The sequence below is a fragment of the Polynucleobacter sp. MWH-Jannik1A5 genome, assembly GCF_018881795.1.
Lineage (GTDB): Bacteria > Pseudomonadota > Gammaproteobacteria > Burkholderiales > Burkholderiaceae > Polynucleobacter.
This window is the reverse complement of the sequence record NZ_JACVPQ010000001.1, coordinates 1,088,737-1,110,525: the sequence shown is the minus strand read 5'-3', so window position 1 is coordinate 1,110,525 and position 21,789 is coordinate 1,088,737. Positions and strand designations below refer to the sequence as shown.

Annotated in this window: 22 protein-coding genes; 4 read left to right on the top strand and 18 right to left on the bottom strand. The window is 44.2% G+C overall.

The genetic code is table 11. From position 1 onward, the window contains the following. Positions 1 to 16: 16 nt before the first annotated feature. Together ICN23_RS05625 and ICN23_RS05620 are read right to left on the bottom strand one after the other, a co-directional pair. Positions 17 to 1,012 (bottom strand): hypothetical protein, encoded by a 996-nt coding sequence (locus tag ICN23_RS05625; RefSeq protein ID WP_216231258.1) that lies wholly within the window; start codon positions 1,010 to 1,012, stop codon positions 17 to 19. Between the two features lie 17 nt (positions 1,013 to 1,029). Continuing rightward, the gene (locus ICN23_RS05620; protein WP_216231257.1) at positions 1,030 to 1,803 is read right to left on the bottom strand and encodes a glycosyltransferase family 2 protein; all 774 of its coding nucleotides are present in this window, start codon (positions 1,801 to 1,803) and stop codon (positions 1,030 to 1,032) included. 375 nt (positions 1,804 to 2,178) lie between these two features. Here ICN23_RS05620 and ICN23_RS09940 point away from each other — a divergent pair, with 375 nt between their 5' ends. Further along, the gene (locus tag ICN23_RS09940; protein WP_223146561.1) at positions 2,179 to 2,769 is read left to right on the top strand and encodes a glycosyltransferase family 10 domain-containing protein; all 591 of its coding nucleotides are present in this window, start codon (positions 2,179 to 2,181) and stop codon (positions 2,767 to 2,769) included. A gap of 3 nt (positions 2,770 to 2,772) precedes the next feature. Beyond that, the gene (locus tag ICN23_RS05610; protein WP_216231255.1) at positions 2,773 to 3,831 is read left to right on the top strand and encodes a hypothetical protein; all 1,059 of its coding nucleotides are present in this window, start codon (positions 2,773 to 2,775) and stop codon (positions 3,829 to 3,831) included. Positions 3,832 to 3,848: 17 nt separating this feature from the next. On the opposite strand, the gene ICN23_RS05605 is transcribed toward ICN23_RS05610, so the two are convergent. The 8 genes from ICN23_RS05605 to ICN23_RS05570 all read right to left on the bottom strand — a co-directional run bounded on the left by ICN23_RS05605 (position 3,849) and on the right by ICN23_RS05570 (position 10,057). Beyond that, positions 3,849 to 4,568 (bottom strand): glycosyltransferase family 25 protein, encoded by a 720-nt coding sequence (locus ICN23_RS05605; RefSeq protein ID WP_215360779.1) that lies wholly within the window; start codon positions 4,566 to 4,568, stop codon positions 3,849 to 3,851. Further along, on the bottom strand, positions 4,568 to 5,470 hold the full coding sequence (locus ICN23_RS05600; protein ID WP_216860543.1) for a DUF6492 family protein: 903 nt from the start codon (positions 5,468 to 5,470) through the stop codon (positions 4,568 to 4,570). The genes ICN23_RS05605 and ICN23_RS05600 overlap by 1 nt, the downstream gene beginning before the upstream one ends. Before the next feature lie 8 nt (positions 5,471 to 5,478). Then, entirely contained in the window at positions 5,479 to 6,801 is a 1,323-nt protein-coding gene (locus tag ICN23_RS05595) for a glycosyltransferase (protein WP_216231254.1), read from the bottom strand. Between the two features lie 33 nt (positions 6,802 to 6,834). Continuing rightward, positions 6,835 to 7,782, bottom strand: coding sequence for an aspartate carbamoyltransferase catalytic subunit (locus tag ICN23_RS05590; RefSeq protein WP_216231253.1), 948 nt, complete (start codon positions 7,780 to 7,782; stop codon positions 6,835 to 6,837). Continuing rightward, positions 7,782 to 8,282 (bottom strand): bifunctional pyr operon transcriptional regulator/uracil phosphoribosyltransferase PyrR, encoded by a 501-nt coding sequence (gene pyrR / locus ICN23_RS05585; RefSeq protein ID WP_216231252.1) that lies wholly within the window; start codon positions 8,280 to 8,282, stop codon positions 7,782 to 7,784. The genes ICN23_RS05590 and pyrR overlap by 1 nt, the downstream gene beginning before the upstream one ends. 27 nt (positions 8,283 to 8,309) lie before the next feature. Next, positions 8,310 to 8,726: a Holliday junction resolvase RuvX gene (gene ruvX / locus ICN23_RS05580; protein WP_216231251.1), complete on the bottom strand. Its 417-nt coding sequence runs from the start codon at positions 8,724 to 8,726 to the stop codon at positions 8,310 to 8,312. Beyond that, the gene (locus tag ICN23_RS05575) at positions 8,719 to 9,258 is read right to left on the bottom strand and encodes a YqgE/AlgH family protein (RefSeq protein WP_255532772.1); all 540 of its coding nucleotides are present in this window, start codon (positions 9,256 to 9,258) and stop codon (positions 8,719 to 8,721) included. The genes ruvX and ICN23_RS05575 overlap by 8 nt, the downstream gene beginning before the upstream one ends. 127 nt (positions 9,259 to 9,385) lie before the next feature. Further along, the gene (locus ICN23_RS05570) at positions 9,386 to 10,057 is read right to left on the bottom strand and encodes a YdcF family protein (RefSeq protein WP_255532710.1); all 672 of its coding nucleotides are present in this window, start codon (positions 10,055 to 10,057) and stop codon (positions 9,386 to 9,388) included. Between the two features lie 214 nt (positions 10,058 to 10,271). Here ICN23_RS05570 and ICN23_RS05565 point away from each other — a divergent pair, with 214 nt between their 5' ends. Further along, complete coding sequence (locus ICN23_RS05565) at positions 10,272 to 11,744, top strand: deoxyribodipyrimidine photo-lyase (protein WP_216231249.1); 1,473 nt, start codon at positions 10,272 to 10,274, stop codon at positions 11,742 to 11,744. Between the two features lie 38 nt (positions 11,745 to 11,782). Further along, positions 11,783 to 12,622, top strand: coding sequence for a symmetrical bis(5'-nucleosyl)-tetraphosphatase (locus tag ICN23_RS05560; RefSeq protein ID WP_216231248.1), 840 nt, complete (start codon positions 11,783 to 11,785; stop codon positions 12,620 to 12,622). Positions 12,623 to 12,637: 15 nt separating this feature from the next. On the opposite strand, the gene hemL is transcribed toward ICN23_RS05560, so the two are convergent. From hemL to leuS, 8 genes are all read right to left on the bottom strand, one after another. Next, a complete protein-coding gene (hemL, locus tag ICN23_RS05555; RefSeq protein WP_216231247.1) occupies positions 12,638 to 13,939 on the bottom strand; it encodes a glutamate-1-semialdehyde 2,1-aminomutase in 1,302 nt (433 codons plus the stop codon). A gap of 12 nt (positions 13,940 to 13,951) precedes the next feature. Beyond that, on the bottom strand, positions 13,952 to 14,122 hold the full coding sequence (locus tag ICN23_RS05550; protein ID WP_071464595.1) for a rubredoxin: 171 nt from the start codon (positions 14,120 to 14,122) through the stop codon (positions 13,952 to 13,954). Positions 14,123 to 14,188: 66 nt separating this feature from the next. After that, positions 14,189 to 15,631 (bottom strand): class I SAM-dependent RNA methyltransferase, encoded by a 1,443-nt coding sequence (locus tag ICN23_RS05545; protein WP_216231246.1) that lies wholly within the window; start codon positions 15,629 to 15,631, stop codon positions 14,189 to 14,191. A gap of 41 nt (positions 15,632 to 15,672) precedes the next feature. Continuing rightward, positions 15,673 to 16,098: a CopD family protein gene (locus ICN23_RS05540; protein ID WP_216231245.1), complete on the bottom strand. Its 426-nt coding sequence runs from the start codon at positions 16,096 to 16,098 to the stop codon at positions 15,673 to 15,675. A 21-nt stretch (positions 16,099 to 16,119) separates the two neighbouring features. Then, on the bottom strand, positions 16,120 to 17,397 hold the full coding sequence (locus ICN23_RS05535) for a glutamate-5-semialdehyde dehydrogenase (RefSeq protein ID WP_216231244.1): 1,278 nt from the start codon (positions 17,395 to 17,397) through the stop codon (positions 16,120 to 16,122). 64 nt (positions 17,398 to 17,461) lie between these two features. Further along, the gene (gene holA / locus ICN23_RS05530) at positions 17,462 to 18,523 is read right to left on the bottom strand and encodes a DNA polymerase III subunit delta (RefSeq protein ID WP_216231243.1); all 1,062 of its coding nucleotides are present in this window, start codon (positions 18,521 to 18,523) and stop codon (positions 17,462 to 17,464) included. Between the two features lie 15 nt (positions 18,524 to 18,538). Continuing rightward, entirely contained in the window at positions 18,539 to 19,066 is a 528-nt protein-coding gene (lptE, locus tag ICN23_RS05525; RefSeq protein ID WP_216231242.1) for an LPS assembly lipoprotein LptE, read from the bottom strand. 14 nt (positions 19,067 to 19,080) lie between these two features. Then, a complete protein-coding gene (gene leuS / locus ICN23_RS05520; RefSeq protein WP_216231241.1) occupies positions 19,081 to 21,753 on the bottom strand; it encodes a leucine--tRNA ligase in 2,673 nt (890 codons plus the stop codon). Positions 21,754 to 21,789 lie beyond the last annotated feature (36 nt).

Below are 21,789 nucleotides of genomic sequence, written 5' to 3'. Positions count from 1 at the left end.
TAACTTCAGCTTCACATTAGCTTTGAGCATTAATATGATTTATCGCCCTATTCATTGCCAACTGATTACATTTTTCAATTCGCTTCATTCTTTTTACAAAAAAAGAGTTTTCCGAGCCATCTCCAAAAATACGCTGACGAACTTCTTCGTAATTATTTTCTACTTCAGCAATCAAACTAGGCAGTTCTTGTAAAGATCCCCAAATAATAAATTTAGAGTACGCAGTTTTTTCTACGTAGGGTGCGGATTCACACACTACTATCGCTCCACTTCGCAATGCTGGCAAAACTCTTAGCTCTTCAAGCGTTTCATGCCCATCAGTTTGGCGAATATTAATCACTATTTTAGTCTTACGATAAATCTCGTCTACTCCAAAATACAATCCACGTATATTTTCAGATGAAACTCTTTGACGTTCTAGATCCTTCAGAAATAACTTTCTCCTAGAAATATCGGGATTTCCGAATAGAGTAATTACACCATGCCGATCATTACCGTTAGTAAATATTGGGTATAAAGCAGGGCTGATACAAAATGACTTTTGTAAATAATCCCTTAGAGCGGGTGACGATTGAATATTAAATAAGTTAATTCTGCTGTAATCAAAAATAATATCCGCAGAGGCAAGCCTATCCAATTCAGCAATTCTAATTAAATATTTTTGATTACCCCCTGGTATAGGGAGCTCACCCTGCATGGCAGAAGTTGAGGTCTCGCTTCCAGGCCTAAATAGTGTGTGTTCAATTTGCAAGAAAATATTGATCGGTGAGTGCAAGAATTTAAGAAGCCTTAGACCAGGACATTCATAAAACACTAACCCGGCCCTCTCAATGTTTTCTAAATTTTGAAAAAGAAAACTCAAAACATAATTGTAGTAATCATGGATAACAATCTCGGGATTGCCACGATAAATCAAAATCACTTTATTAATTAGTTGAGTTTGATATTTTTTCCTGGAGAATGGATTTCTCAGCCAGACAATTGCGGTGACTATTAAATATAAAAAAGGCATCTTTAATATCTTAAGCCTCAGATATCTTTTTTATTTTCAAGATAAAAAAGTTCATATGGATACTGCTTCTCATCATCTAGTATCTGATTTACTCGCTTGTCAAACATACCGCGATAACCGCCCAAGAGGGCTGCCTTGTATTTCTGGTTTTGAATAAAATCGCGATTAAATTTAGAAGCAGTGCGGATACCTTTGGTGTAGCCATCATCCGCTAAATCAGATTGCACGTTATCAATTAAATCAATATCTACGCTAGAGATTTCCTTTTTATACTTCTTATAGAAGCGCCAGTAAAAATCCCCATCCTCTTCGCCAAGACCTAAAAGACGTTCATCAAAAAAACCGACTTCAATTAACTCTTGCTTATCTAAGATGAAGTGAGAAAAACTGCCATTGATCTTGAAAGTTCCAGTATTTTTTGCTAAGGCCGTTTCTAGAAGATCAAAAAAGCAGCTGCCATTTTCTGATTTGAGCTCTAGATCGTCATTCAATACCAACACACGGTGGTGGCTAGCCGTTAACGCACCACGATTCCATAGCTTGGCCAGCGACTGAAAACTTGGGAACATCGTCGGAAATACCTGCGGAAATTTCGAGATGTAAGACAGAATGTTGGAGCGATAGACTTCATCAAAAGCTCCTTTGGCAGGGCCATTGATTGTCACAATCACTTCAATGTCTGGACGTTGAGCCTTAATCTGAGCAAGCAAAGGCACCAAATAGGCATCAAATCGCTTGTCAAAAGTAGTGATGACTACCGAATATGGGTTTTGGGCTGAAAACTCAGACATAAAATAAATTAGTATTAGGGAATGAGAAGCGTACGAATTTCAACTGCTGGCTGCCCAAGTGACTATTCACAAGGCTTGCTTCCAATTATCGCTCAAAGCCTTGGTTATCAGTTAGATTGGGTTACTCCAAATCAAGCAGATTTGCTGATATTGGGGCCCTTTATTAAGCCTGATTCTAAGAGGCTCAAATGGTGCCCCAAATCGCTTCGACCCGCAGTAAATTCAGTACTCAATTTAGCGCCAGCCAACAAAATCTCACCACTTAGGGTTTTCCATAGCGCAGAGAACCTGCGTCATGACACCGTACCGGCGGATTACAGCATTTCTTTTGACTTAAATATTTCTTCAGAGCAACATTTTCGACTGCCCTACTGGATGGAGATGATCGATTGGTCGCATGAGGGAATTATTGGCAACCTAAATCCGCGTTATGGCAAATTGATTGATATCAAACGTCTGATGCAGCCATTAGGTAATCGCTTTTTAGAAAAGAATCATCGTGTTGCTTTTTTAAGCTCACACATTAGAGAGCCTAGAAAAACGTTGTATGAGGCGGTCCAAAAAGTAATGCCTATCATAGGATTTGGTGCGCACTTTGATAAGACTATTGAAAATCATCACCTCAGCGGTTTCTTGAAATATGAATTACTTCAAGAATATGGTTTTAATCTCTGCCCTGAGAATGGCATGTACCCTGGCTACTACACAGAAAAAATTCCAGAAGCTTTCTTTGCAGATTGTTTACCGATTACATGGACCGATGAAAACGTCAAGGTTGACTTTAACCCCTATGCCTTTATCAATCTGGGGCCAATGTCGTGGTGCAATTATGCACCTCTGACTGAGATAATCAACTCACCCCAAGCACTGCAAGATTACGCCTCCCAAGCCCTATTATTAAAAGCTCCGAGTATTCTGCCCTTTCGGGATTTTCTAAAACGCATTCTTGAAGATGCCATCTCTTAAAAAATGAAGCTTGGTTTTCATACTAATGGGCTCTCATTGCGGGGAACGGAAATTGCCCTATACGATTATGCGCATCACAATCAAAAACTACTCGGGAATGAATCGGTCATCTTCTATCGTAAGAACAATAATGTTGTTCAATCTGTTTTAGAAAAGTTTTCTCAACAATTTAAATTGTATCCGTATGATGGACAAGTTGAACTGAAGCGCTTGATTGAGCGGGAAAAAATTGATTTAACCTACTTCATCAAATCCGGGGAGCGTGACGATGCCATTAGTGAAAGCTCGCCATCTTTAATTCATGCGGTCTTTCCAACTAAGCCTGAAGAATTTCATGGGGATAAATACGCTTTTGTTTCTCAGTGGCTTTCAAAAGAATATTCCAATAACAAAATCCCTTTTGTGCCCCACATGATTGAATTGCCAGAGGTGGCTGGCAATCTTCGCTCTAGCCTAGGCATACCTGAAACGGCCACAGTATTGGGTTGGTATGGAGGCTCGGATAGCTTCAATCTTGACTTTGTTAAAGAAACTGTCTTATCAGCTGTAGAGCAGCGTAGTGATCTCTTCTTCCTATTTATGAATATGGATCCTTTTGCGCAGCATGAAAGACTGATATTTTTACCTGGCAATTCCGATCTTAATTACAAAGTACAGTTTATTAATACTTGCGATGGGATGCTGCATGCCAGAGGAATAGGTGAAAGCTTTGGGCTAGCTTGCGGTGAATTTTCTATCAAGGGAAAGCCTGTCATTACCTATGCTCTCTCCCCTCAGCGCAGCCATATAGAGATTTTAGGAGACAAAGCAATTCTCTATAGGGGCAAGAAAGAGTTAGCGGAAATATTTAGCAACTTTACCCGCCGAGTACAGCATGAGAAAAATTGGGACGCCTATTCAGAGAATTTTTCTCCAAAAGTCATCATGCGCCAATTTAATGATGTCTTCATTAAAGGAAAAAATCTTAGCGAGATTCAACTCTCAGCGATTGATCGCATTGTGATTCAAAAGTATCGGCTTAAGCGTAAGTTGCGTAACTTACAAAAGAAGCTCTATCTGTAAGCTGGGGTGGGATTAACTTAGCTTGGGAACCAAGGGTTCTTTGAAAACCAACGATCTAAAGCACGCAAAATAGATCTTTTTGTCTTATGCCAACCGCGTATTGGCAATCTGCTTGGCCTGTCTGCAATAGTCGTCTCTACCCCAGTAATATCGACTGGATAAGGGCTAATTGCCAGGAATTCCAGATGGTGCTTTTGGTGATGCTCTAAGAAGTGATCTAAGGGCTCATAAATATCACTAGATGCATCAATCAAAGTTTGGGCAGCGCTTGGCTTTAAAAGATAGGCTGTTGCCCCTACTGCATCCCCAATATTTCTCACCAAAGAAAATTCAGCATTGCCTTGAATTTTCTCTTGAGGAACAGTACTCAAGCCCTGGAGTCTTACCGCATCCCAGTTAGTCGATTCATTTACTAAAAAATGAATTGCTTTCTCAAAGTGCGGTAGCAAGCAAAAGTCATCCTCAAAAATAATAGTTGGAATATTTTTGTCGACACAATCTTGCCAGGCTTTTTTGTGGGACAAAAAACATCCCAGTTCATTTGGGGTTAATTCAAATCCTAGTAAATTTTTTACCTTTCCTGGTTGATACTCTTTAGGGGTATTCGTTAATGCAGACCCCCGCACGGCGTCTAAAAAACGCCAGTGCAAGTTGGTTTTATCCAACTCTGATTTCACCTTTTGCTGGCGAACTTCTGAACCAGCCAATGAAATAACTAAACCCTGAATTTCTGGCATTAGAGATAGCTTTGTAAGTAACGTAAAAAACGTTTTGTCCGTTTTAAAACTCGGGAAGGCAATGACTTCTGATCGCCTCCTGCGCTCATACTCGACTCCCAATTAGACTGATACAGAACCCCAAGGTAATTCGACTTGAGCTTTTCATCACTCTCCCCAAGGCGCTTCATCAAGTAATACTGCCAATCGTAGTGATAGACCCTAAATAAGGGCTCAATAGCAATTAAGGGAATGGCTCGGTAATTAAGTAATGCCTCGCCATAAATCAATGTCTCGGGGTAGTCAGGTGTCACCATATCCCAAAGAGTGAGCCCCTTAGGCTTTAGGTAGTACCGATCCAGTGACTCCCAAACCTTTGCAGACCATATAAAAGGAGCAGGAGCACAATAAAATTCTGGGCCCACTCTACCAAATAAAGCCTGCACGCGTTTAGCTTCTAACTGCAGATTACGCTGGACCTCAGACTGACCACGATTCTGAGCTAGCTGGAAATACTCTTTATTTTGATGGAGCACTGTAAATGGAACCCCATCAGAGCCCATGAAATCGTCCATGAAAAATGGTCGGATGAAAACACAATCAGAATCAAGGCATAAATAATTTTTTGCCAAACTTAGTCGCCAAAACTCTGACTTCACAATTGCTTGCGACAAACTACCTGGCATTGCCTGATATTTTTCCAGAGAGGCATCTGGGTTAGCCCTTACGATATCTTCATCCGCAATCCACACATAGCTAGCTTCATTTCCCAGCGCCTGGACCAAGAGATCTTTATCTGCTCTAGGAGTAGAAATATAAAAGGGCAAACGGTCCTGATTAAACTGCTCTATGGAGGAAAGCAGTCTTTTTAGGCGCAGAAAGTCATTGCGATAGGACTTGCAATAGAGGACAAAATCTTTCAATGGGCTTCCTATTTGTATTGAATCTCAGTCAGAATCTGCGCAACCGCCTGATTGACTCCCAAGGGTAGCCATTTTGGCTCAATTAGCCGGCGCTCCTGCCAGTCTAACCAAATTCTTTCGAGAGCCATTTCAATGCCAATTTTATCGCCCTCATGACTCAGGTAAGCACCGCGCTCCGAGAGCATTTCATCGAGCTGGGGATTGCGATGGGTAATTCCCCAGATTGGACGTCCAGTCCAAAGGTATTCATAAAACTTAGATGGAATATATTCAGCGCACCACTCATCATTACCGTGAAGCAAAATCAAGACATCGGCTTCCTGCATCTTTTCAACGACACGCTCCCGACCAGACTTCCCAGTGGCAGGATCTTTTTCTAAGCGCCCATGGGCAATAAGAACGTCTTGGTAATTAAACTGCTTTATTGCATCTTGGGTTAATTCATCTAATGCTGCGCCATAAGCATGGACTCGAATCTTTTTACGAGCATGTGGATATTTCTGGAATAAAGAATGAAGCGCTCTCAAAATAGTGGAGAGTGAACGGTCTTTAGCCAAAGATCCTGAGTGAGATAAATTTAGCGTATCCGTATAAAGATGGGTCTTAGCTGCACTTAAACCACCCGGCGGTTCCGCGCCCGGTAACACCATAAAACCATGGGCATTCCCAGATGTATTTAAATTTGGATTTCTTGCTTTTGCATAATGAACTGCACCATCGGTGAACCACCATACAAAATCAGCATAGCGAACAATTTGCTTTTCGAGATACTGTCGAAATCTAGCATCTCGATTTCTAGGCTTTTCAGAACCTTCATCCACCGGACTTTTACGAATAACCAATGGATCGTGAATTTCGACAATCCACCTCACACCAGTCACCTTCTTCAACCATAAGCCAGCCAGATGTGCAGACCATGCACCGCCTGTGGAATACACCAAATCAATCTGTCCATTGCGGATTAATTTATATCCATGCATAAATGCAGGCATTGCCCAAGACCATTGGCTTGAATACCCAAGAATCAGCTTCTCTAGGCTAATTAATGGCGCCAGCAAAATGGACACTACTCCAGTCAATACTTTGTATAAAAGTCCACGACCATATTGATTTGCAAACCAATGGCGAAAATCAAACCGAAACGCAGCTGGGCCCCAAGCCAAAAACTGGCGATGCGGGAAACGGTGATCTTTGATTCCGGTAATGGCACTAAAGACTATAGGCTTTATGCCATCATCCAATAGATAAGGCATCTTGTCTGTAATCGTCTGGCTGGATGCACGTCCATCCATATTGAAGCCATGCGACAAAATTAGCCACCGCTTATTCATTAATTGGTCCGCGGGCATGAAATTGGTGAATGCTTAATTACCAGCAACGATTGACATCACAGCCATCCGCACAGCAATCCCAAAGGTGACTTGATTCAAGATAACTGATTGTGGACCGTCTGCTACAGCTGAATCAATCTCTACACCACGATTCATTGGGCCTGGATGCATCACGATTGCATCTGGCTTAGCTAAAGCTAAGCGGCCCGGCGTTAAACCATATTGTTTAAAAAAGGCATCACCCTCTGGAACCTGGCCAGCCTCCATGCGTTCCTTCTGAATGCGCAGAGTCATCACCACATCGACATCCTTAAGACCTTCTTCCATGGAATGAAACACTTTTACTCCCAACATATCTAAATCACTAGGCAACAAACTTTCAGGGCCAATCGCACGAATATCTTCGCAGCCCAAGGTCGTAAGTGCATGAATGTTCGATTTAGCAACACGGCTATGAACAATATCGCCCACAATAGCTACCTTTAAGCCTTTGAAATTTTGCTTAAAGTGGCGCATCGTATACATGTCCAACAAGCCTTGGGTTGGATGCTGATGACTTCCATCGCCCGCATTCACAACGTGAACATGTGAAGGCACATGATTGGCTATTTCAATGGGTGCTTTAGATACGCCATGACGTACCACAAAAATATCTGCCTGCATCGCAACCAAGTTGTCGATGGTGTCCAACAAGCTCTCGCCTTTAGCGGTCGAAGAGGTGGAAATGTCTAAGTTAATAACATCGGCAGACAATCTCTTGGCGGCAATCTCAAAAGTTGTTCTCGTGCGCGTAGAGTTTTCAAAGAATAAGTTAAATACGCTTTTGCCGCGTAATAAAGGGACCTTCTTTACCTCTCGAGAAGGGTCAGTCACGCTAACAAACTGTTGAGCGGTATCGAGAATGTGCAGAATTTGCTCTTTTGGTAGGCCTTCTAAGGTCAGAAGGTGAGTTAATTCACCAGTAGCATTAAATTGGTTCATTAAACTCGCTCCTCTAGCTGAAAGCTGAACTTGCCAGCGGCATCTTTTTCTAATACCAAAATTTGTTGCTCAGGAACCTGTACTTGCTCCGCCGCAAAATCGGCGCTCACTGGTAGCTCTCGCTTCCCACGATCTGCAAGCACCATTAATTCGACTTGAGCTGGTCGACCAAAATCGAATAACTCATTGAGAGCCGCTCTAACGGTTCTACCCGTTAACAAAACATCATCAATCAAAATCACATTTGCGCCATTGACATCAAATGGCAGATGGGTTGTCATCGTGCCAGCAGTGCGTAATGCAGTCATACCTTTTTCAGCGTAATCATCACGATGAAAGGCAACATTAATCACGCCATAGTGTGGTAAACCCAAATCTTTTGCCAAGCGTTCTGCAATCCATGCTCCGCCCATCGCCAGACCAGCCAATTCAAAAGAACCGGTCTGCGATCTGTTGCGCAGATTCGCCAGCAGCTTTTCATATAACAGTTCAGCATTCATGATTTAGTTCCAACACCATTATTTCGTTTACTCAGCAAAATATTGCTCCAAAATTAGCACGGCAGAGTGCGCATCTAGATTGTCCCGCATCTGAGCATTGCCCTCTAAAACTGCTGATGTATATCGCTCGTCCACCCAGCTTACGGGCAAACCAAAGCGGCCATGAAGCTGATTGCCAAAGCGCTTAGCTTTAGAGGTCATTTCATGCTCAGCACCATCTGGATGCATGGGAAGTCCAACCACCAGCTGATTGGGGGCCCACTCCCCTAGAAGACACTCTATTTCACGAAATAAGCCATCCGCATTGGGAGCAGTAATGGTCTTTAGGGGCTGGCCCAGTTTAGTTACGGTATTTCCAACCGCAACCCCTACCCGACGGAGGCCGTAATCAAAAGCCATCACAGTTCCTGGGACTGCCGCTGAATTAGGGCTCGACTTAAGCATGTCCCGCCTCACCAGAAAGATGAGATAAATCAAAACCCAGATGACTCATGGTTTTTTCGTAGCGCTGACCGGAAGGCGTATTAAAAATAATTTCACTCATTTGCTCACGCGAAAGTGGAACATTCATCCAGCCATTTAAAGTAATTTCTTCTTCTAGCTGACCAGCACCCCAACCTGCGTAACCAAGAGTCATTAAAAATTTTCTGGGGCCATTACCTATAGCTACTGCCTCAAGCACATCCTTGGAAGTAGTCATGGTTAAGCCGCCAGGAATGATTAAAGAAGAACTGTATGAAAGATTGGGGTTTGACTCGTGCAAAACAAAGCCACGCTCTACCTGAACTGGTCCCCCAAAATATACCGGCTGCTCTAGTAAGGGGGCGATTTCTAATTTGAGTTCTATTTTGTCAAAAAGAGTAGCTAAATCAACTTCGGTAGGTCTATTCACTACCAACCCCATCGCCCCTCTCTGGGTATGCTCAAAAAGATAGATTACGGAACCCGCAAAATTAGGATCTTCCATGCCTGGCATTGCAATCAGAAATTGATTAGCCAAGTGATCTGCGGAAAACGAAATTATTGACTCTGGCGAAGGTACTGTATCTGAAGCAGGGGGTGCTTTTTTAGCCGAGGTCATATGTATCTATTTTACCGAATATCTAGATCTTTCCAGTAACCCAGTAACCCACAAGACCGATGACTTCATGAACCAATTTATTCCAATTTTGAGCTCCATCCTCCAAATCAAACCTCCACCAGTGCAGGGTATTGGCCGTTTGGTAATCCACCGGCACAGGAATGACTTGAATTCCCTGTTTCTGAAAAATTTTGACCGATCGGTACATATGGCTTGCTGAGGTTATTAAAAGCCAAGGTTTGGGTTGATCGAAATCACCCTTAGATCCATATTCAGCAATCATAGGCTTTATGAAAAGGACATTCTCATAGGTATTCCGGGATTGGTTCTCGTAGTGCGCCATAGCCTGATTCAGGCCCTGCTCTTGAACAAGCTGTTTAAATGCATCCGCTTCAGATAGGCCCTGAGGCAAAAGGCGTGCTGAGTAACCACTAAATATATATGGTAGATCGGGATATTTACGGATCAGCTCAAATGCCTTAGTGATGCGCTCAGCGGAGGAACCAATAGAAACTTCACCTCTGTCAATCGAGATCCGCCCCCCTTCAATTGCACCGCCCAAAATAATGATCCCGCCAATATCTTTTTCAGCAAATTGTGAGAGAGTCGCTTTGGGCACCGCATCTTCTAGCGCCCTCAAGAAAATTTCTGCGGTAGGTATCCAGCCAACAAGTATCAGATCGACGAATGCCAATAGTAGAAACCGCTTACACAGCGCCGGCTTTCTGAGGTATAAAAAAAGTAAGCTTAGGGGCAATAAGATCAAAAGCCAATTTAATGGCTCAATACAAAACTGCACCACATTCGCAAGAATAAAAAAGGTTGTATCCATCATTACTGTCGATATTAACCCGTCCTAGGCTTTAGGCCTTCAGCACTTTGTCCCAATAAGCCCTAATATAGGGGCTATGCAAAAAGCTCTTGTTTGGCTCCGCCGCGACCTCCGCCTTTATGACAATGCCGCCCTTCACCACGCCCTCAAAGAATGTGGCCAGGTATGGCTTACTTTTATTTTTGATGCCGATATTCTTCAACCCTTATTAAAGGGCGAACTAGATGCCAATGGGCTAAAGCACGACCGCCGGGTAGACTTTATTTGGCAGGGCATCAAGCAAATTGATGATGAGCTAAGAAAACAAGGCGGAGGACTGATTGTCCGCTTTGGAAAGCCAGCTCAATGTATTCCAGAAATTGCTAAAGCATTAAGTGTGAATACGGTCTTTACCAATCATGACTACGAGCCATCAGCAATTGAACGCGATGAGACTGTCAAAGCACAATTAGAAAAACAAGGGATTGGTTTTGAGGCTTTTAAAGATCAAGTGATCTTTGAGAAGAAAGAAATTCTCACTAATTCAAATACTGTCTTTTCCATCTTTACACCCTACAAAAATAATTGGCTCAAAACGCTGCAAGAAAAAGATCTGGCAGCTTATTCATGCAAGGCAAAAGCTGGTCAGTTTGCAGCCATTCCCAAAAAACTGAATGAGCCACTCCCCTCACTTGAGTCAATGGGTTTTTGCTCCACCGGTATTGAGAGCTATTTGCCGCCGGGCTCAGAAGGTGGTCAAGCTTTTTTAGAAGACTTTCTCACCCGCATTGATCAATACCAAATTGGCAGAGACTTTCCTGCAATTAAAGGAGTGAGTTACCTCTCTACACACTTACGTTTTGGCATGCTCTCTATCCGCGGATTGGTGCGTGAAGCGCATCGCCGCATGCTAGCAGGAAGTATGGGCGCCACCATTTGGCTGAGTGAATTAATCTGGCGCGATTTCTATTTCATGATTCTGGCCAATCACCCTCGCCTTGCAAAAGGTGCGTCGTTTAAGCCCGACTACGATAATATTGCCTGGGAGAGCGGAGCTACAGCCAAAAAATTATTTACCGCTTGGTGTGAGGGCAAAACAGGTTACCCACTAGTTGACGCAGCCATGCATCAACTCAATCAAAGTGGCTATATGCACAATCGTCTGCGTATGGTCGTAGCCAGTTTTTTAACAAAAGATTTGGGCGTTGATTGGCGCTGGGGTGAGGCTTATTTTGCAGAGCACCTCAATGACTTTGAACTGTCTTCCAATAATGGTGGCTGGCAATGGGCTTCCTCGTCAGGCTGCGACGCTCAACCTTATTTTCGGATCTTTAATCCGATCACCCAATCGGAAAAATTTGATCCTGAGGGTAAGTTCATCAAACGCTATCTTCCTCAGTTAAGCAAGCTCTCCAAGAAGTCGATTCATGCCCCATGGAAGGCCGGCCATATTGAGCTAGAGGCTGCAGGCATTCTCATGGGAAGAGATTACCCCTTGCCGGTAGTAGATCACGATGAAGCACGCAAAAAGACTTTAGTGCGATATAGCGTTGTCAAAAAAATCGCCTAGCCCCTGCAATATATTTGGATTCGGCTTTAAGATAAGACATGAGCAAGATATATGCCGTAGGTGATGTGCAAGGCTGCGCACCCTCATTAAAAGCCTTAGTCAAAAAGCTCCCACCAAAATCCAAAATGATTTTTCTGGGAGACTTAGTTAATCGCGGGCCTGATTCATTAGGGGCGTTGCGGCACTTAAAAACATTACAAGAATCTGGCCGCGCTGAATGCATCCTAGGTAATCATGACTTACACCTTCTTGCTATTGATGCCGGTCTTCGCAAAACAAAAGGCCTCGATACCGTTGGGCCGATCCTACATGCACCCGATCGTGCAGAGCTTATTGACTGGATGCGGCACCGCCCTATGGCACTCAGTAATGGCAACGTTCTGACGGTGCATGCAGGCGTACTGCCGCAATGGGACTTACAGCAGACGATTGAATGCGCTCAAGAAGTTGAAAAAGCATTGCGTAGCAAGTCTTATAAAACCTTTCTATCTAATATGTATGGCAACACACCCAATAAGTGGAGCAACTCCCTAAAAGGATATGAACGCTTACGCGTGATTACCAATGCACTAACCAGAATGCGTTTTTGCAGCCCGACTGGTCAGATGGAGTTTGAGAGCAAAGAAGGCCTGGAAGATGGTCCGAAGGGCTACACCCCTTGGTTTATGGCGCCTAATAGAAAAACCACTGATACTTTAATTTACTTCGGACACTGGTCTACGTTGGGCTTACTCCGCAAACACAACGTTATTGGCTTAGATACCGGCTGCGTTTGGGGCGGCAAACTTACTGCCCTAGAAATCGCAGACTCGAATAAAGACAGCAAAAAATTAGATGTCACCCAAGTAGAAGGTTACGACCATCCACTGCGGATGTAGTTTAAAAATACTACTTTAGAGCTTCTTAAATACCGTCTCTGCAGCAGCAATAATCTCATCTAGCACAGTATTATCATGCGCAATGGAAGTGAATCCTGCCTCATAAGCTGATGGTGCCAAGTACACCCCTTCATCCAACATTAGATGAAAGAATTTCTTAAAGGCATCAATATTAGTTTTGGTTACTGCTTCATAAGAATTCGGAACATGATCAGCAAAATAAAAACCAAACATGCCGCCTTCGCTATCGACTGCAAAAGGAATCTTATTTTTGTCTGCAGCTGCCTTAAGGCCGGCCATGAGTTTTTCAGTCTGACCTGTCAGGCATTCGTAGAAACCTTCTCTAGAAATAATCTCTAATGTCTTTAAACCCGCAGCAACAGCTACTGGATTACCAGAGAGCGTTCCGGCCTGGTAAACATTGCCTAAAGGGGCAAGCTTAGACATGATTTCTTTCTTGCCACCAAAGGCTGCCATCGGCATACCGCCGCCCATTACCTTGCCCAAGCATGTCAAATCTGGAGTAATACCTTGTAAAGACTGAGCGCCGCCCAAAGCCACCCTAAAGCCAGTCATCACTTCGTCATAGATTAGTACGGCGCCATACTTACTAGTGAGAGACCTAATCGCAGCCAAAAATGCTTTCGATGGCTTAATTAAATTCATATTGCCAGCAATCGGCTCAATAATGACAGCAGCAATTTGATTGCCCTGTTTTTTAAACACCTCTTCAATTGCCGCCACATCGTTGTACGGCAGAACTAAAGTATGTTTCACCAAATCCTGTGGAACACCACCTGAAGACGGTGCATTCTGAGTAGAGTCCGCAAAGGTTAATAAGCCAGAACCTGCCTTCACCAAAAGACTATCAGCATGACCGTGATAGCAACCCTCAAACTTGATAATCAAATCACGTCCGGTATAACCACGAGCTAAACGTAAGGCACTCATTGTTGCCTCTGTGCCACTTGAAACCATGCGCACTTGTTCTACGCTTGGCATCAAAGCGCAAATACGTTCTGCCAATTCGATCTCACCTTCAGTTGGGGCGCCGTAACTAAAGCTAGTTTCTGCGGCCTTCTGCACTGCAGCTACTACTTCAGGATTTGCGTGGCCCACAATCATAGGACCCCAAGACATAATCAAATCGATATAGCGCTTATCGTTGACATCCCAAAAATAAGGGCCCTTAGCTTTAGCAACAAAACGAGGTGTGCCGCCCACCTGACGGAAAGCCCTCACCGGAGAGTTCACTCCTCCAGGAATTGTCTTTTGCGCACGCTCAAACAGCGCTTCGTTTTGATCTACTTTTGCCATTATTGTTTTTAATTAAATTGCCATCATTTCAAAATCTTCCTTGCGGGCACCGCACTCCGGGCATGTCCAATTCATCGGCACATCCTTCCAAAGCGTGCCTGGCGCAATACCTTCATCAGGCAAACCAGCAGCTTCGTCATAAACCCAACCGCAGATTAAACACATATATGTTTTAAATTCCATTACTTTGCTCTCCGCCTATCTTTACTTCTTCTAACTTGTTGTCTTATTTTACGGTTTTATGACCACTTAAGTAGGTCGCTTTGCATGCATCTCAAACTTGAATAGACGACACTCAAGCGGACCGTTAAATAAAGGGGTGCGCTTGGATTCTTTAATACGCAATTGACCCGGTAGGGCCATATCTGCAGTTAAAACGAATATATTCCAACCACCAAAGTCATCTTTCAAATGCTGGCCAAACTGACGCAAAAACTCCACAAATTTAGGGTCTTGCTCTTCTTGGGCCTGTAGTTTTTTTAATGATTCACGGCTAGAACGTTTAGCACTTTGACGACCAGTCTCTAAATTCAGTTCAAAGCGATTATCTGGTTCATCCAAGTCATCGTATCGAGCATCTTGATTAGCAGCGCGATCTTGTCCGCGACCACCTTTAATCACTAGACGCTCACCATAAGGTGGATTTAACAACATCACTCCTTCACCAACTCCACCTGGAGGCTTAGCAGCAAGGGCATCAATTTGACGGACTACCGGCTGGTCAGGTAACTGCGCTCTTTGCCAGTTACCCTTAAACATCGACACTAATTTTTCATTAATATCGCCACCGGTAATTTGTAAAGCCTCAACTCCAGGGAACTGTTTACGCTTTTCTAACATTTGCGCTAGAGCGCCCTCTTTTAAATCTACCCAACGCTTTTGTTCAGCAGACTCATTAAATGGCTTAAGCCTCTGAAACCCAAAGCCATGTGCAGAGGTAATCAGGGGGCGATAAGCCAGCCTGCTAGACTTAGCATCATCACCATACATTCCTGCGCGAATCGCCCCAGGCGGAATAGACAAAGCTATCTGAGCAGCCTCAATTAAAAAAGTGCCACTACCGCACATTGGGTCAAATAAAGTTTGCCCAGGCTTCCATGCAGTGAACGACAAGATCCCGGCTGCTAAATTTTCTTTTAGGGGCGCATCCCCTTTTTCGTCACGCCAGCCACGTTTAAATAGGGCCTCTCCAGAAGTATCTAAATAAATCGCGACTTGGGTTGCCGTTAAATGAGCCTGTACACGCACATCTGGGAAAGCGGTATCAATACTAGGCCGGTCACCGGTGACATCACGCAAGCGATCCACAATCGCATCTTTAATTTTGAGCGTTGCAAAATTTAAACTTTTTAAAGGAGACCGATGTGCCGTCACATCCACACGCAAAGTTTGCTTGGAGGTAAACCACTCCTCCCACGCTAAACCGCTAGCCAACTTATACAAATCTTCTTCTTGCCTATAGGGTGCTTGAGCCATTTGCAATAGAACACGGCTTGCAATTCTGGAGTGTAAATTTAGTGCCATTGCTGCAGATAATGGCGCAGCAAGACCAACGCCTCCAGTCGGACTTGTAGGTGTCGGATCTATTACCCAAGCCCCTAAAGCCTTGCATTCTGGACGTCCAGCAATCTCTGCGAGCTCCTGGGCAAGCGGTACTTCTAAACCGCCTGGACATACAACAAAAAATCTCATGGGGCTAACAGTCTTTAAAAGAAATTAAAAATGAGGCGGCTTTATGGCTTGAAAAGCACTAAAGCAACAATGATGACTAGCAAAATGACCGGTACTTCATTAAACCAACGAAACCAAACACCTGAACGCTTATTCACTCCGGCACGGAACTTCTTGAGCAAACTTAAACATGCATGGTGATAACCAATCACTAGAATCACAAATAACAATTTAGCGTGCATCCAGGCATCACCGCGACCAATGCCAAAGTGAAGCCAAAGAGTCAGGCCCAACAAGACTGCCGGTACCGCCAAAATAGTCATAAACCGAAATAGACGGTCAGCCATACCTAACAAACGAGCATAAGCTTCAACATTCTTCTCTTCAACTAAGTTAACAAAAATTCTGGGTAGGTAAAACAAGCCAGCGAACCACGAGGTAATAAATACGATGTGAAAGGTTTTGACCCAGAGATAGGCATTACTCATATTGAATCTTTTCTATTAAATTTAAGTGCGGATCTCGCCATGACCCATGACAACATACTTCAGGGAAGTCAACCCATCCAGACCAACAGGGCCACGAGCATGTAGTTTGTCATTTGAGATCCCAATTTCAGCGCCCAGGCCATACTCAAAACCATCTGCAAAACGCGTACTAGCATTGACCATCACGCTGGCGCTATCAACTTCACGCAAGAAACGATCGGCTTTGGATTTGTCATTAGTAATGATGGCATCCGTGTGCTTGCTGCCATATTGTTCAATGTGATTCATCGCCTCATCAATATTGGCGACAGTCTTAATTGACAGAATTGGTGCCAAATACTCAGTTTGCCAATCTTCTTCTTGGGCATCGACTAAATTCTGGAAGCCATTGGACTCTAGTGTTTTACGAGTTAATGAATCAACGCGTAGCTCTACGCCCTTATCTTGGTAAATCTTACAAAGGGTTGGCAGCACTTTATTTGCAATCTCTTGATTCACTAGCAAAGTCTCCATTGCATTACATGGAGCATAGCGTTGAGTCTTAGCGTTATCACATACCTTTACGGCCATTGCTACATCAGCATCGGAATCAATATAGGTATGACAGATGCCATCTAAGTGCTTGATCATTGGAACCCGTGCTTCAGCCATTAACCGTGCGATCAAGCTCTTTCCACCCCGTGGCACGATGACATCAATATATTGAGTCATGGTGATCATTTCACCAACGGCGCTGCGATCAGTCGTTGTCACTACTTGCACTGCATCCTTAGGCAAGCCAGCAGCTGCCAAACCTTCTTGAATAATCTGGGCCAATAAAGTATTGGAATCAATTGCCTCAGAGCCCCCACGCAGAATCACGGCATTACCGGACTTTAAGCACAAAGCAGCTGCATCAATAGTGACATTGGGACGTGACTCATAAATAATGCCGATGACACCTAATGGCACACGCATCTGTCCAAGCTCAATACCTGAAGCCTGTTTTTGTAAGGGTGTAATTTTGCCAATAGGATCTTCTAACGAAACAATTTGCTCTAGACCTAAAGCCATCGTTTCAATGGTTTTTGGTGTCATCGTTAAGCGATCTACAAAAGCTGCATCTTGACCATTCGCCTTGGCACGCTCCACGTCCACTTGATTCACTCGCTGAATCTCATCTGTCTTTTGGCGAACCACTTTAGCAATATGCAATAAAGCTTGATTCTTTTGCTCACTTGATGCACGCGCCATTGCACGCGATGCCGCTCGCGCTCGCATTCCAATATCTTGCATCATTACTTGAATCGCTGAACTCATTTTGTATTCTCTTGTTGCTCTCTTGTTACTTTATAAACTGTTATGTATTTACTAAATAATTCTCTTAGCGCAATAAATTTCCAACTAAACGCAAACCATCCCAGGGATCAGCTGGCAACTCCGCAGCATGCAACCCCTTTACCTGTCGATCTAAACCGGCAGCTACCTGCATAGCTCTTCGCAATTTCAGAGGCTGAACCCTTCTAATTGCCGCTGGGTATAAGCGCTCCTTATTTCCCCATATCCGGTTAGCGCGCATCAGGTTTTGCAAAGACTCGCCAGCATCACTTGCCGCCTTTAGCTTAGATAGTATCCGAAGCTCCTCTGTTACGCTCCACAGAATCAATACGAGCGGCTCACCCTCACCCTTTAAGCCATCAAGCATGCGATTTAATCGTGCTAAATCACCAGCCAACATTGCTTCAGTTAACTCAAAGACGTTATAGCGCGCCACTTTCAGAATAGAAGAACGAATTTGCTCTTCAGTTAATTTTCCCGTGGGATATAGCAGACCTAGTTTCAGAATTTCTTGATGGGCAGCGATTAAATTGCCTTCTACCTGATCAGCGATAAATTGAAGTGCACGTTGACCTTCAGGACCCGGCTCAACCTCTTGATCTTGACGCTTAAGACGTCCTGCAATCCACTGCGGTAAATGACTGCGATCCAAGGAATCAATCTGTATTGCCATGCCAGCATCATCTAGAGCACTAAACCATGCAGAGGTTTTGGTCTTGCCATCTAAGCGTGGTAAGACAATACAAACTACGGTATCTGGGCCTTCTGAGCCAATAGATTGCGAAGCAATTTGTGCCGCGAATTGTTTTAGAGCGTCAGCCCCATCACGCCCAGGCTTCCCAGTTGGAATGCGTAACTCGACCCAACGCTTATCCCCAAACAGAGACATGGTCTGACCAGCATTTAAAAGGGTGCTCCAATCAAAGCCGCGCTCCTGTAGCAATACCTCACGTTCAGTAAAGTTCTGCTTCTTAGCTGCAGATCGCAATTGGTCCATAGCCTCCATCATTAATAACGGCTCATCGCCACTAAAAATATATAGCGGCAACATTACGCCGCCTGAACTTAGGGACTTAAGGTGCACTTGCAAGGCATCGACTTTAACCATGCGAGCTCTGTTTACCTAAAAAGAACGGGCTTGCGGTGCCTTAGCGGCTGCCGCTACACGACGCAATATTTGAATAGCCAAGTCTTTACGCATCAGCGTTATGAACTGCTGCATTTGTACGTCTGTTGCCAGAACTGTAGACACCGTAAAGTCCATATCGCGTGTCATATAAATCTCAGCCTCTGGAACCACTTCAGCCCCACTCAAATCAAATGCTCTAAAGCCAACGCGAATGTTTAAGCGATAGGCTGACACCTGACCACTAGCGTTATAAGCTAATATCTCGCGACCCTGAATGTCATTGGTAATTTCTAGAATGAGATCAGCATCTTTGGGGTTGATAGCGACCTTGGCATCGGTACCAGTCAAAATTGCTGTCTGCAAATCCGCCCGCAAAGGTGGCGATGGATTACCAGTAATGGCAATGACTTTGAAAGGTACATCGACCATGCCGCGCAAACGATAGCCACAAGCAAGCAATCCACCTAGAGGTGCAGTAGCGATCAAACCAAGCATTGCGCGACGCAGGGAATTTACATTCATGTCTCTATCTTTGATTAAGCAACAATATTCACAAGACGGCCAGGCACCACAATGACCTTCTTAGGTGCGCTGCCATTTAATGCTTTTTGTGCGGGGTCACTCTTTAAGGCTAAAACTTCAATTTGCTCTTTATTAGCATCTGCTGGCACTTTAATATCGCCACGTAGCTTGCCATTAATTTGCAGCATCAACGTAATTTCTGTCTGAACCAAAGCTGCTTCGTCTACGGCTGGCCAAGGAGCGTCTAGCAAAGGTCCAAAGGTTTTTGCATAGCCCAAATCCTTCCAGAGCACGTGGGTGAGGTGCGGAACCACTGGATACAAAACACGCAACAAAATACTGAGGCATTCGCGTAATACAGGCGCGGTAATATTAGAACCCTGGTCTAATTTAATAGGCTCTAGGACATTAAGCATTTTCATCGCAGCAGAAACTACAGTGTTGTACTGACGACGTTGATAATCAAAGTTAGCTTGCTTCAGAATGCCATGCACCTCGCGACGCAACTCTTTTTCAGCATCATTTAAGTTGCTTGGCAATACATCTGAGGCATCACGCAATGCTGCCGCCTGACTGTTGGAATACATCCATACACGTCGCAAGAAACGCGAAGCTCCATCTACCCCAGCACCAGACCACTCAAGCTGTTGCTCAGGAGGAGCAGCAAACATCACAAACAAACGAGCAGTATCAGCGCCATATTGATCAATTAAAGCCTGAGGATCAACGCCGTTATTCTTACTCTTCGACATCTTCTCAACACCACCCACAATAACTGGGGTATTTGATGTGTCACCAATTAACTTAGCGCCTTTGGGGCGACCTTTCTCATCCAAATCTAACTCAACATCTAATGGATTGAGCCAAGTCTTTTTGCCAGAGGCATCTTCAGAATAATAGGTTTCGTTCAGAACCATGCCCTGAGTGAGTAAGTTTTGGAAAGGCTCATCAAAGGTAATCAGCTTGAGATCACGCATGACCTTAGTCCAGAAACGCGCATACAGTAAATGCAAGATCGCATGCTCAATACCGCCAATGTATTGATCCATTGGCATCCAATATTCATTGCGCTCGTCAACCATGGTCTTTGCATTCGGACCGGTATAGCGCATGAAATACCAGGAAGAATCTACAAAGGTGTCCATGGTGTCAGTTTCGCGACGCGCAGGCTTTCCGCATTTCGGACACTTCACATTCAAAAAGTCAGCGCGTTTATTTAATGGGTTGCCGCTGCCATCTGGTACACAATCTTCAGGTAACACTACAGGTAAATCTGCTTCGGGCACTGGGACTGCGCCACAACCTGGATTCGCTTCATCACCACAATGAATGATCGGAATTGGCGTTCCCCAATAGCGTTGGCGAGAGATGCCCCAATCACGTAAGCGATAAGTTGTTTTGATTTCGCCTATACCAAGCTGCTCTAATTCTTTAGCAACTGCACTCACCGCCTCATCATGGGATAAACCATCAAATTGAGCACTGTTAAAGCAAACTACACCATCCTTTTGGGCATACCAATCTTCCCAACGCGTAGCATTAAACATCGGCGACTCACTATTGAGTGCAATGACTTGTTTAATGGGCAATTCATACTTCAGTGCAAAAGCAAAGTCGCGTTCATCATGTGCAGGCACACCCATCACAGCGCCATCACCATATGACATCAATACATAGTTACCAACCCAAACTGGCACCTGCTCTTTCGTCAATGGATGTGTGACGTATAGACCGGTAAACATGCCTTCTTTTTCTTGGGTCGCTAAGTCAGCTTCAATTACGCTACCTGTTTTGCATTTCTCAATGAATGCAGCTAAAGCCGGATTATTAGCGGCAGCCTTCGTAGCTAGTGGATGCTCAGCAGCAACTGCGCAAAAGGTAACACCCATAATGGTGTCCGCGCGCGTAGTAAAAACATACAAAAGACCATCTTGAATAAAGTTGCCATGGTCGTCAGCAATTTCATGCTTAAACGCAAAGCGCACACCACGACTTTTACCAATCCAGTTTTGCTGCATCGTTTTAACGCGCTCTGGCCAACCTAAGCCGTCCAGTCCAGAGAGCAGCGGCTCAGCATAGGCAGTGATATTGAAGTAGTAGCCCGGGATCTCGCGCTTTTCCACTAAAGCACCAGAACGCCAACCGCGACCATCAATTACTTGTTCGTTTGCTAAAACTGTTTGATCGATTGGGTCCCAATTCACTACCTGCGTCTTACGATACGCGATACCTTTTTCTAGCATCTTCAAAAAGAGCCACTGGTTCCAACGATAGTAATCAGGACTACAGGTTGCTACTTCACGTGACCAATCAATCGCTAAGCCCATCGCCGCCATTTGCTTTTTCATATAAGCAATGTTGTCGTAGGTCCATTTAGCTGGAGGCACTTTATTCTGAATCGCTGCATTTTCAGCAGGCATACCAAAAGCATCCCAGCCCATTGGCATCAATACGTTATAACCTTGCATGCGAAGCTGACGAGCCATCACATCATTAATAGTGTAGTTGCGCACATGGCCCATGTGCAATTTGCCAGAAGGGTAAGGCAACATAGAGCAGGCGTAGTACTTAGGCTTTTTCTTGCCTTGTGCATCAACTGCATTTTCTGCCACTTGATAGACTTGCGCACCTTCCCAGTCAGCTTGCGCTGCCGCTTCAATGCTGCGGTAGTCGTAATCCTTACTCATTCTTAAACAACTCTTTTCTTCTATTTTTAATTAAGT